The sequence below is a fragment of the Nocardia macrotermitis genome (genome assembly GCF_009604405.1).
GTDB classification, from domain to species: Bacteria; Actinomycetota; Actinomycetes; order Mycobacteriales; family Mycobacteriaceae; genus Nocardia; species Nocardia macrotermitis.
On the sequence record NZ_WEGK01000009.1, the window covers coordinates 168413 to 181052 of the forward strand.

The 12640-nt window shown below is 67.5% G+C and carries 7 protein-coding genes; 3 read left to right on the top strand and 4 right to left on the bottom strand.

What is annotated here, in order from left to right; translation table 11 throughout:
- Positions 1-8: 8 nt before the first annotated feature.
- Positions 9-2435 (top strand): malto-oligosyltrehalose synthase, encoded by a 2427-nt coding sequence (gene treY / locus NRB20_RS21435; protein WP_153411920.1) that lies wholly within the window; start codon positions 9-11, stop codon positions 2433-2435.
- Between the two features lie 71 nt (positions 2436-2506).
- Here the strand turns inward: treY and NRB20_RS21440 are convergent, their stop codons facing one another.
- Positions 2507-3664 (bottom strand): DUF2235 domain-containing protein, encoded by a 1158-nt coding sequence (locus NRB20_RS21440; RefSeq protein WP_153411921.1) that lies wholly within the window; start codon positions 3662-3664, stop codon positions 2507-2509.
- Between the two features lie 240 nt (positions 3665-3904).
- Between NRB20_RS21440 and dnaE the strand changes: the two genes are divergently transcribed.
- A complete protein-coding gene (gene dnaE, locus NRB20_RS21445) occupies positions 3905-7450 on the top strand; it encodes a DNA polymerase III subunit alpha (protein ID WP_319945225.1) in 3546 nt (1181 codons plus the stop codon).
- 159 nt (positions 7451-7609) lie between these two features.
- Here dnaE and NRB20_RS21450 read toward each other — a convergent pair whose 3' ends face one another.
- A complete protein-coding gene (locus NRB20_RS21450) occupies positions 7610-8647 on the bottom strand; it encodes a LacI family DNA-binding transcriptional regulator (RefSeq protein WP_319945226.1) in 1038 nt (345 codons plus the stop codon).
- A gap of 563 nt (positions 8648-9210) precedes the next feature.
- A complete protein-coding gene (locus NRB20_RS21455; RefSeq protein WP_153411922.1) occupies positions 9211-9444 on the bottom strand; it encodes a hypothetical protein in 234 nt (77 codons plus the stop codon).
- Positions 9445-9752: 308 nt separating this feature from the next.
- Here NRB20_RS21455 and ilvA point away from each other — a divergent pair, with 308 nt between their 5' ends.
- A complete protein-coding gene (gene ilvA / locus NRB20_RS21460; RefSeq protein WP_319945227.1) occupies positions 9753-11108 on the top strand; it encodes a threonine ammonia-lyase IlvA in 1356 nt (451 codons plus the stop codon).
- 260 nt (positions 11109-11368) lie between these two features.
- Here the strand turns inward: ilvA and NRB20_RS21465 are convergent, their stop codons facing one another.
- Positions 11369-12619: a serine hydrolase domain-containing protein gene (locus tag NRB20_RS21465; protein WP_319945228.1), complete on the bottom strand. Its 1251-nt coding sequence runs from the start codon at positions 12617-12619 to the stop codon at positions 11369-11371.
- Between the last annotated feature and the right edge of the window lie 21 nt (positions 12620-12640).

Below are 12640 nucleotides of genomic sequence, written 5' to 3' on the forward strand. Positions count from 1 at the left end.
AGACAGAGATGACAGAATTCGCTACCCCCGAGTCCCACACCACACCGGTGCTCCGGCAGACGAATGTCCGCAGCACCTACCGGCTGCAACTGCGACCGGACGCGCTGACCTTCGCCGATGCCCGCGCGATCGCGGAATACCTGCAACAGCTGGGCATTTCGCATCTGTACCTGTCCCCGATCATGACCGCGGTGCGCGGATCCACGCACGGCTACGACGTCACCGATCCGACCACGGTGTCCGCGGCCCTGGGCGGCCCGGCCGGGCTCAAGGCGCTCTCGGACGAGTTGCGCGGGCGCGGAATGGGTTTGATCGTCGACCTGGTGCCCAACCACGTCGGGGTGAGTGATCCGCGGCAGAACCCGTGGTGGTGGGATGTGTTGTGCCACGGGCGCAAATCCCAGTTCGCGCACTTCTTCGACATCGACTGGAGTTCGACCAACGGCGCGGGCGGTCGCCTGGCGCTGCCGGTACTCCAGAGCGAGAACGATCCGGCCGCGTTGACCGTCGACCGCAGCGGCCCGGAACCGATGCTGGCACTGCACGATCTGCGTTTCCCCATCGCCGCGGGCACCGACGGGGAGAACGCGCTGCGGATCCACGACAAACAGCACTACCGCCTGGTCAGCTGGAAGGCCGGGGTCTGCACCTATCGCCGATTCTTCTCGGTGTCGAGCCTGGCCGCGATCCGGCAGGAGGATCCGGCGGTCTTCGAGATCACCCATCGCGAACTGGCCGCCTGGTGCGAGCACGATCTGATCGACGGTGTGCGCGTGGATCATCCGGACGGTCTGGCCCATCCCGCGGCCTATCTGGCCCGGCTGCGGCGGCTGATCGGCCCGCATCGGCTGCTGCTGGTGGAGAAGGTGCTGTCCAACCGCGAACCCCTGGACGCGATGCTGCCGATCGACGGCACCACCGGCTACGACGCGCTCGCGGACCTGGGCGGGGTGCTCATCGACGCCGACGGGGAGAAGGCGCTCACCGAACTCTCCCGCAAGTACTGCGGCCACGGCAGCAACGGCGCGTGGATCGGCAACAACGAACATCGCATCAAACGCGCGGTGGCGGAATCGATGCTGGTGCCCGAGATCCGTCGGCTCGTCGCGGCGATCAAGCGCGACGCCGGGGTCAACGGCGCGGACACCGTGCCGATCAGCGATATGGCGCTGACCAACGCCACCATCGAGGTCTTGTCCTTCATGCCGGTGTACCGCACCGACTACGCGCCGCTGGCGGGCATGATCACCGCGGTCGTGCAGAAGGTGTGCAAGCGCAGCAGCGAACTGACCGCGCCGCTGTCGGTGCTGGTCACCGCGCTGGCCGCGAACGGCGAGGCGGCCGTGCGGCTGCATCAGGTGTGCGGCGCGGTGACCGCCAAGGCCGTCGAGGACACCATGTACTACCAAGGTGCGCGACTGGTCTCGCTACAGGAGGTGGGCGGTAATCCGGCCCGGTTCGGCCGCTCGGTACTGGAGTTCCATCTCGCCAATTCCGAACGCGCGCAACGCTGGCCGGCCACCATGACCACGCTGACCACCCACGACACCAAACGCGGCGAGGATGTGCGCGCCCGGATCGGCGTGCTGTCCCAGGCCGCGGAGCTGTGGGCCGAGTCGGTGCCCCGCTGGTTCGAGAACACCCCGCCGCCGGACGAGGCGACCGCGTTGTTCCTGTTGCAGAACATGTTCGGGATGTGGCCCAACGACGGGCGGCCCGCCGCGACGGTCGCGGGTCTGCGCGAGCGGCTACATCTGTTCGCGGAGAAGGCCGCTCGCGAGGCAGGCACCAAAACCTCCTGGGAAGAACCGGATCTCGAATTCGAGTCCGCGCTGCATCAGTGGATCGACGCGGTGATCGACGGCCAGGTCGGCGGCGGGCTGTCCGAGACGGTGATCAAACTCGCGCCGCACGCGTGGTCGGATGCGTTGTCGCAGAAGCTGCTTCAACTCTGCGGCCCCGGCATTCCCGATATCTACCAGGGCTGCGAGCTCTGGGAGGATTCGCTCGTCGACCCGGACAACCGCCGCCCGGTCGATTTCGGACATCGCCTGACGATGCTGCAATCCCTCACCGGCACACCGGAACTGGATTCGCGCGGGGCGGCCAAGATGTGGATCGTGGCGTACGCGCTGTGGCTGCGGCGCGAACGTCCGGAGTGTTTCGTGGGCGGGGCGTACACGCCGTTGTTCGCCGCGGGCGACCGGGCCGGACATCTGATCGCGTACGCCCGCGGCCGGGTCGACGAGCCACCGCAGGTGATCGTGGCCGCCACCCGGCACAGCGTCCGGCTGCACGAAACCGGTTGGGGTGACGCGGCATTGGACCTACCGTCGGGCACCTGGACCGATCGCCTCACCGGGCACACCTTCACCGGCCGGGTCCGGTTGGAGAAGCTGTTCACCCGGCTGCCGGTGGCGTTGCTGGTGCGGTGATTCGCCCCTCGCGACGCCACCCGGAATCCGCTGAGCACCCGGGAGTCCACGGCGAAGGAACCAGTATCGCGTCAGGCCCGCACCGGCTCCGTCGCCGCGGGAGCCGGTGTGGCAGTGGCGTTTCCGGTCTGCTCGACGGGAATGCGATCATCGCATTCCCGCGACCAACGCTGCACGTTCGCCGGGTCGTAGTCCGCATGCGGTTTGGCGCATGAGGCCAGGTACACCCGTTTGTCCTCGGGTGCGGCCAACCGCCGCCAGGCATCGCGGTAGAACCGCGGGTTACGCGGATTGAACAACCCTCCGACCAGGTTCGTGATCCGGTAGAACAGGGTCAGATTGTTGCTCGGACGCACCGGCCCGGTGGCGGATTCGCCGCGTTCGAGAATCTTGCCCAGCAACTCGTCGTCGAATTCCAGCCCCTGCTCCCGGGCCTCGCGCACCATCCAGCGCAACGACCGATCCGAGAGCCGACTGTCCGGCATACCGCCGCCCACATCGGTGTGGCAGCCCTCGAACCAGACCTGTTTGACCCGGTCCGGCCGCTGCTGGGCGACCCCGACCTCGTCGGTGACCTCCCACAGACACGGCTCGTAGACGCGGCGACGCTCGTCCACGGCGAGCGCCTGCCGCGCGGTGTGCACACTCGGCGACAACCGCAGATCGTGGAATCGGTAACGGTCCGAAGTGATTCCGGGCACGCCCATCGCCCCGACGGTGTCGAAGACGCCGATGAACTTGATCGGCACCGGGCTCTGGCAGTACCGGGTCCGGAACTCGGCCCACTCGGCCGGATCCGGATCGTCCGGATTCGCCTTGCGCTGCCGGAAGATTCGCATCGCCTCCGGGAACTTCCCGTCGATCATCGCCTCGGCGGTCAGCAGGCCGATCCGGTGGATCAGACCGGTGAGACTGCGCGCGATGTACGCGCCGCGACTGAAGCCGAAGACGAAGATCTCGTCGTCGGGCTCCCAGTTCAGCACCAACTGCCAGTACATGGTGGACAGTCCGGCGTCCAGGCCGAGACCGAACGCCCCGCCGAGGTACTTGTCCATGAAGTACCCGCGCGAGCCCGGCCCGTCGGTGTAGAACACCCGTTGCCCGATCGAACCCCCGGCTTCCACCGCGGCGTCCAACCGGACCGCTTCCGCAATCTTGACGACATTGGTGACCAGCGGGTTGCTCGCTGAGCCCCAGGTGCCGTCACAGCACACAACCAGACGTTTCATGGCTGAATCCTCCCGCCCCACGCACAAGTCTTGCGCGCGTAGCGAACTACCCGAATCGTTCGGGGAATCTCGCGCACAGCCCCATCATTCCCCGAAAACCGCTCCCGCACACCTCGGTTTCCGGTTCGGGCCACTCGCATCGAACCCTCGCGACACGATCGAGCGCTATCACATGCGCTTTCGCACGGGCCTGCGACCGCCTCCCGAAAACATGTCGTACCCGAGGCATAATCTCTACCCGTGTCAGCCTCGGGATTCGTTCACCTCCACAACCACACCGAGTACTCGATGCTCGACGGCGCGGCGAAGATAACGCCCCTGTTCAAGGAGGCCGAGCGGCTCGGCATGACCGCCGTCGGCATGACCGACCACGGCAACATGTTCGGCGCCTCGGAGTTCTACAACTCGGCCAAGAAGCAGGGCATCAAGCCGATCATCGGCATCGAGGCGTACATCGCCCCCGAGTCGCGGTTCAACACCAAACGTGTCCAGTGGGGTGATCCGAGCCAGAAGGGTGACGACGTCTCGGGTTCGGGCGCCTACACCCACATGACGATGGTCGCGGAGAACGCGACCGGCCTGCGCAACCTGTTCAAGCTGTCCTCGCTGGCCTCGATCGAGGGTCAGCTCGGCAAGTGGTCGCGGATGGACGCGGAGATCATCGCCGAGCACGCCGAGGGCATCATCGCCACCACCGGCTGCCCCTCGGGCGAGGTGCAGACCCGGCTGCGCCTGGGCCACGAACGCGAGGCACTCGAGGCCGCGGCCAAGTGGCAGGAGATCTTCGGCAAGGACAACTTCTTCCTCGAGGTGATGGACCACGGCCTGTCCATCGAGACGCGGGTGCGTCAGGGTCTGCTCGAGGTCGGCCGCAAGCTGGACATTCCCGCGCTGGCCACCAACGACTGCCACTACGTGCACCAGACCGACTCCACCAATCACGAAGCGCTGCTGTGCATTCAGACCGGCAAGACGCTCTCGGACCCGACCCGCTTCAAGTTCGACGGCAGCGGCTACTACCTCAAATCCGCCGACGAGATGCGCGCCATCTGGGACGCCGAGGTGCCCGGCGCGTGCGACAACACCGAATGGATCGGCGAGCGGGTCCAGCCCTACGACGACGTCTGGCAGCACCGCGACCGGATGCCGATCTTCCCGGTCCCCGAAGGCCACGATCAGGCCAGCTGGCTGCGCGAGGAGGTGCGCCGCGGGCTGGATCGCCGGTTCCCGGGCGGGCCGCCGCAGAAGTATCTCGACCAGGTCGACTACGAGATCGGCGTCATCCTGGAGATGGGCTTCCCGGCCTACTTCCTGGTCGTCGGCGACCTCATCAACCACGCCCGCGAGGTCGGCATCCGCGTCGGCCCGGGTCGTGGTTCGGCGGCCGGTTCGCTGGTCGCCTACGCGCTGGGCATCACCAATATCGACCCGCTGCCGCACGGTCTGCTGTTCGAGCGGTTCCTGAACCCCGAGCGCGTATCGATGCCCGATATCGATATCGACTTCGACGATCGCCGGCGCGGTGAGATGGTGCGCTACGCCGCGGAGAAGTGGGGCACCGACCGGGTCGCCCAGGTCATCACCTTCGGTACCATCAAAACGAAAGCGGCGCTGAAGGATTCGGCCCGGGTCCTGCACGGTCAGCCCGGTTTCGCGATCGCCGACCAGATCACCAAGGCGCTGCCGCCGCCGATCATGGCCAAGGACATCTCGGTCTCGGGCATCACCGATCCCGAGCACGAGCGGTACAAGGAGGCCGCCGAGGTCCGCACCCTGATCGAGACCAATCCGGAGATCGCCAAGATCTACGAGACGGCCAAGGGTCTCGAGGGCCTGATCCGCAACGCGGGCGTGCACGCCTGCGCGGTCATCATGTCGTGCGAGCCGCTCACCGACGCGATCCCGGTGTGGAAGCGCGCGCAGGACGGCGCGATCATCACGGGCTGGGACTACCCGTCGTGCGAGGCCATCGGCCTGCTGAAGATGGACTTCCTGGGCCTGCGCAACCTGACGGTGATCGGTGACGCGCTGGACAACATCAAGGCCAACCGCGGCGTCGACCTGGACATGGACACGCTGCCGCTGGACGACGCGGCCACCTTCGAATTGCTTTCCCGCGGTGACACTCTCGGCGTGTTCCAGCTCGATGGTGGGCCCATGCGAGATCTGCTGCGCCGCATGCAGCCCACCGCGTTCGAGGACATCGTCGCGGTCGGCGCGCTGTACCGCCCCGGCCCGATGGGCATGAACGCGCACAACGACTACGCCGACCGCAAGAACGACCGGCAAGAGGTCAAACCGATCCACCCGGAGCTCGAGGAGCCGCTGAAGGACATCCTGGGCGAGACGTTCGGCCTGATCGTCTACCAGGAGCAGATCATGCACGTCGCGCAGAAGGTGGCCGGGTACTCGCTCGGTCGAGCCGATATTCTGCGCCGCGCCATGGGTAAGAAGAAGGCCGAGGTGCTCGAGGCGGAGTTCGAGGGCTTCGAGAAGGGCATGATGGAGAACGGGTTCTCCAAGGCCTCGATCAAGGCGCTGTGGGACACCATCCTCCCGTTCGCCGGATACGCGTTCAACAAGTCGCACGCCGCCGCGTACGGCCTGGTCTCGTACTGGACCGCGTACCTGAAGGCGAACTATCCGGCCGAATACATGGCCGCCCTGCTCACCAGCGTCGGGGACGACAAGGACAAGGCCGCGGTCTACCTGTCGGACTGCCGCCGCCTGGGCATCACGGTGCTGCCGCCGGATGTGAACGAGTCCGAGCACAACTTCGCCTCGGTCGGCGCGGACATCCGGTTCGGCCTCGGTGCGGTGCGCAACGTCGGCGCGAACGTGGTGGCCTCGATCATCGCCGCGCGCAAGGAGAAGTCGAAGTACACCGACTTCTCGGACTACCTGAACAAGATCGATACCGTCGCCTGCACCAAGAAGGTCACCGAATCCCTCATCAAGGCAGGCGCTTTCGACTCGCTCGATCATCCGCGCAAGGGGCTGCTGCTGGTGCACTCCGACGCCATCGATGCGGTGATGTCGACCAAGAAGGCCGAGGCGATCGGGCAGTTCGACCTGTTCGGCGGGTTGGACGACGGTGACGAGTCGATGAGTTCGGTGTTCGATGTGAAGGTTCCCGACGAGGAGTGGGAGTCCAAGCACAAGCTGGCGCTGGAGCGAGAGATGTTGGGGCTGTACGTGTCCGGGCATCCGCTCAACGGTGTCGAGCATGTTCTTGCGGCACAGGCGGATACGCCGATTCCCGCGATTCTCCAGGGCGATGTGAAGGACGGCGCGCAGGTCACCATCGGCGGCATTCTCGCGTCGGTGAACCGGCGCGTCAACAAGAACGGATTGCCCTGGGCCTCGGCGCAATTGGAGGATCTCACCGGTGGTATCGAGGTGCTGTTCTTCCCGCAGTCGTACTCGGTGTACGGGATGGATATCGTCGACGACGCCGTGGTGCTGGTCAAGGCCCGGGTCTCGGTTCGCGACGACCGCGTCTCGCTGATCGCCAACGATCTGGTGGTGCCGGATCTGTCCGCGATCGGCGTGGAGAAGCCGCTGGCGGTGACCATTCCGACCCGGCTGTGCACGCCCGACAAGGTCGGTGCGCTCAAGCGGGTGTTGTCGAGCCATCCCGGCACCGCCGATGTGCACATCCGCCATGTGGGTTCGCGGGAGAAGACCACGCTGCTCAAGGTCGCGGACAATCTGCGCGTCTCGCCGTCGTCGGCGTTGATGGGTGACCTGAAAGCTCTGCTCGGGCCGGGCTGTCTGGCCAGCTGAACTGCTTCACGATCGACCGCCGCATCCGTTGTCTCGGGTGCGGCGGTCGTCTTCGTGCTGATCAGTCCGATGCGGCCGCGGGAAAGCCTGCGTGCCCCGAAACTGCCGCCGCGCGAAGCGATTCTCGGAGGTGGCCCGCGCGCTGCCTCTGCGGCGGAGTTATCGCGCGGGTGGGGCGGTGCTCTCGCGGACGACGAGGGTCGGGACGACCGGGGGCGGTTCGGGGACGTCGTTGTCGGATTCCAGGAGTTGCAGGAGTAGCTGCATGCTGCGGCGGCCGACCTCGTCGAAGTCCTGGCGCATGGTGGTCAGGGGTGGGGTCAGGTAGGCGGCCTCGGGGATGTCGTCGAAGCCGATGACCGAAATGTCTTCGGGGACACGGATTCCGCGTTCGGCGAAGGCGCGCAGCAGGCCCAGGGCCATCTGGTCGTTGGCGGCGAAGACCGCGGTGACGCCGGTCTGGGCGGCCAGCAGCAGGCCGGCCTCGTAGCCCGAGCGGGCGCTCCAGTCGCCGCCGATCATGGGCGGCACCTCCGCACCGGCGGCCTCCAGGGCGCGCCGCCAGCCCTGGGCGCGGTCGCGCGCCTCGAGCCAACCGGCCGGGCCCGACACGTGCCAGACCGTGCGGTGGCCCAGCTCCAACAGGTGGTGCACGGCCAGGCGGGTGCCCTCGAACTGGTCGACCACGGCGGCGGGCAGTCCGGCGTCCTGACCGGCCTCGACCGCGACCACGACGAGTTGGCGGGGCATCGAATGCAGGGCGGACGCGGTGGTCTGCTGCGGCGCGATCACGATCACCCCGTCCACGCCCTGATCGGCGAGGGTGTTGATCGCGGCCAGCACACTGGGCCGGTCCACGGTCTCCAGGGCGGCGATGCTGACGCCGTAACCCGCTGCGCGCGCGGCCCTTTCGATCCCCAGCATCATCGATGCCGGACCGAAGAGCACGGTGTCGAAGGTGACCACGCCGAGCACCTTGGAACGGCGGCTGACCAGGCCGCGGGCCATCGCGTTGGGACGGTATCCGAGCGCCTCGACCGCGGCCAGCACGCGTTCGCGCGTCTCGGCACGCACCTGCGGGCTGTCGTTCAGCACGCGCGACACCGTCTGATGTGACACACCGGCCAGTTTGGCGACATCCGTCATCACCGCCGGACGTCCGGCCTTGCCCGGGGAGCGCCCGTTCCGGTCTCTCACATCCCCACCTTCCATGCCGGACTACCGGCGTCGATCCATGATTCAGGTTAGCGCCCACACCGATTTCCGCCACCGCCCGCCCGCGTCGAAGCGAATCACCCTGCGCCTCAATCGATGCCGAGGACGCCACGGTTCGCCACGTATCGGCGGACGATTCCGCACAGGAGGATGTTAACGTTCACAGCACCTGTTGCCGGAGCAGCCGCGCACAGCAATCGGCGGCGAGTCGAAAGGTGTTACGCCCCAAACAGTCCCGCGCACAGCCGGGCACGCGGTCCGGCAGTGACAGTTCCGGAGTGACCTGCCCAATCCCGTTCCGAGGTTCCACCGTCGAGCCGGGCTCGGCCGCAGGTGCCGCCACACATCGGCATATCACGCGACCGATCAGGACAGACGCCGAAACAATCCGTGGCGCTAACCCCATACGCCGACGGAGTACACGGCGGCCTGTCGGCAATCGGATTGCAGCGGTGCCGTCGTCACATTGGAAGATCGGGGCCGAGGGCACACGCGGCCTATCGTCGGACCGATCGGAATTCGCCCGCCGAGCGCTGCGGCGCGAATCAGGACATCGAATGAATGCGGGGACCGATTACGGCGACGGCCCAGCGGACGGCGGCCACTGCCGCGGCGACGAGTACGGCGAGCTGGGCGGATCCGGTGATCAGGACGAGCGCGAGAGCGACGAACAAACCCAGGGCCAGCGCCTCGAGCTTGTACACCGGCCACCGCACACCGGCGATATCGACCTCGTGCGCACCACGGGTGACAGCTCGCTCCGGATTCACCACTACCATCTGGTCAGGGTACACGGATATCTAAGTTCGGTCCACCGAACTTCGCCGGAGAACGCCGGTCGACCTGCGTATCCACCCAACGGCCGAGTGCCGCACTCACCCGCCCGGACCTCGGCACTCGCCGACTCCACCCGGCGACGATCCGCCCACACCGCCCGACAATCCCGGCGTAATCGCATGCGGCCCGACCGATTCCCCCAACCTGATATCCGCGCAGGTCACGGTGGTAACAGCCGCTCGTGGACGCCGCCGGAGCGCTGACGGCGGGCGCACGACACGCCTGTCCGGGGCCCGGATAGCATGTTCGGGTGTCCGAACCGCTTGATGTCGCAGAGAAATTGTCCGGTCCGCTGCCCGAACTGAGCGCGGACGAGATCGATGCTGCCGCCAAGCGAATTTCCGACATCATCGACCCGACGCCGCTGCAGCGGATCGATCGGCTCTCGGCGCTGTCCGGCGCGGAGGTGTACGTCAAGCGCGAGGACCTCACCGCGGTGCGCTCCTACAAACTGCGCGGCGCGTACAACCTGATCGTGCAGTTGACCGCCGCCGAGCGCGCGGCCGGGGTGGTGACCGCCAGCGCCGGTAATCACGCGCAGGGCGTCGCATTCGCCTGTCGCGCAATGGGTATCACCGGCCGCATCTACGTCCCGACGACCACGCCGAAGCAGAAGCGCGACCGCATCCGGGCGCACGGCGGCGAATTCGTGGAACTGCTCGCGGTCGGCGACACCTTCGACGCCGCGGCCGCCGAGGCCGCCGCCGACGTCGCCCGCACCGGCGCGACAATGGTGCCGCCCTTCGACGATCCGCGCACCGCCGCCGGACAGGGCACCATCGCCGCGGAGATCCTCGAACAACTCGGCCGCACACCGGATCTGGTGATCATCCCGGTCGGCGGCGGCGGCTGTCTGGCCGGTATCGGCACCTATCTGCGCGAACGTTCCCCCGCCACGGCGATTCTCGCGGTCGAACCGGCGGGCGCGGCCTCGATGACCGCGGCCCTGGTCGCCGGTGGCCCGGTCACGCTGCCCGATATCGACCCCTTCGTCGACGGCGCGGCGGTGCGGCGCATCGGCGATCTGCCCTACGCCGCGGTCGAGAAGTTCGGCGGCCGGGTCATCTCGCACGCCTCCCTCCCCCTGCTCACGGCGACCGAATCCCCCAGGGGCGCAGGCTCTTTCCGGATGATGCTGGTCGACGAGGGCGCGATCTGCACGGCCATGCTGGAGCTGTACCAGAACGAGGGCATCATCGCCGAACCCGCGGGCGCCCTCTCGGTCGCGGGACTCGCCGAAATCGACGTCCCCCCGGGCGCGACCGTGGTCTGCCTGCTCTCCGGCGGCAACAACGATGTCTCCCGCTACGGCGAGGTCATCGAACGCTCCCTGGTCCACCAGGGCCTGAAACACTATTTCCTGGTGGACTTCCCGCAGGAGCCCGGTGCGCTGCGCCGCTTCCTGGACGAGGTCCTGGGCCCCGACGACGACATCACCCTCTTCGAATACGTCAAGCGCAACAACCGCGAAACCGGCGCGGCCCTGGTGGGTGTGGAACTCGGCTCCCCCGACGGCCTGCACTCCCTCCTGGAGCGCATCCAAGCCTCGCCTCTCCAGTGCGAACGCCTCGACCCGGGCTCCCCCGCCTACCGCTACCTCACCTGAGGACCATCGAACATCTTACGCAACAACCGCTTTCGCACGTACGAGGAGACGCGGCCGGACGACGCTCATGGTAGTGCCGGACAGTGTGCACGAACGATATCCGACCGGTACCGACCGCATTTCGAGATCCTGAAAGTCGTTGCAGGACAAGGGGATTGGCGGCCAGAGTACCCCGGGGACAGGTTCGGCAATAAAAAGTCGGGGGTCGGCGGGACCGCGCCGATCACGGGGAGCGTCACCCGAATCGGAACATCGGAAAGCTATGCGGCTCCGCGAGATTCGCCGACATCCAAGGCTCGGGGAACCGCGTGCGCACCGCGCACCACCAACGGCAGGATCCAGGTGGAGGCGATCTGATCCCAGACGAAGCGGCTCAGGTCGAGGCGGTTGTGGACGAAACCCACGGACAGGCCCTGGTTTGGGTCGGTCCAGCCGAAGGAACCGCCGAGGCCGATGTGCCCGAAACCGTTGCGGGAGCCTACAGTCGGCATGGAGTGGTAGCCGAGGTGCCACATCATCGGCAGGTAGAGCAGGGTGTGGTCGAGGCGGTAGGTCTCGACTCGGCGCAGGGCCCGGGTGGTGCGGGCCGAGAGGTATCTGCGGCCGTCGATCGTGCCGTCGCCGAGCGCGCCGTACAGCGTGGCCAGGGCGGATGCGCTGCACACGCCGTTGCCCGCGGCCATCTCGGTCTCGAGAATCGGCGGGTTCTCGCCCTCGAGGATGGTCTCCACACCGGGCAGGAACAGCGACCGGCTGGCCGCGCCGAGCGTGCCCGGGATGCCGTACGCGTGGCCGAACAACATCGCGCCGAGCGGTGCGCGCACCGCCGCCAGCCGCGAACCTTGCAGTGTCGCAACGGTTGTCGGCGATCCCACCGGCGGGCGGCCGAGATGGATACCGTCCACGCCGAGCGGCTCGGCGACCTCGGTGCGGAACAGTTCGGCCATACCGCGTCCGGTGATCGCGCGGGCCAGCCCGGCCAGCAGCCAGCCGAAGGTGAGCGCATGATAAGCCGGGACGCCGAGCAGCCGATCAGGCGCGGCGGCGGCCAGGCGCTGTTCCATCAGTTCGTGGTCGAGCAGATCCTCGATCCCGGCGGCGATCGACGGCAGTGAGGTGAGTCCGGCGCGGTGGGTCAGCAAGCGCCGCACCGTGATTCGCTCTTTCCCGGCGACGCCGAAATCCGGCCAGTACTCGGCGACGGGCGCGTCGTAGTCCAGCAGTCCGCGATCGGCGAGCCGGTGCACGACCGTGGCGGCCACCCCCTTGGTGGCGGAGAAGACCACGACTCCGGTATCGCGCGACCAGTCGGTGCCGGGCGCGGCCTGACCGGTTCGGATGTCCACGAGTGGTTCGCCGTGTCGCATGACCGTCAAGGCGCCACCGGCACCGGGGCGACCGCCCACGAATGTCGCGAAGGCGCGCACCAGCGGTGCGAATCCGGCGGCGGCGGATCCGCGCACACCCGCGGGCAGGGGCGCGCGGCCGGAGGGGAAAGCGTCGTTGCTCACCTGTCCACGGTACGGGCGTAC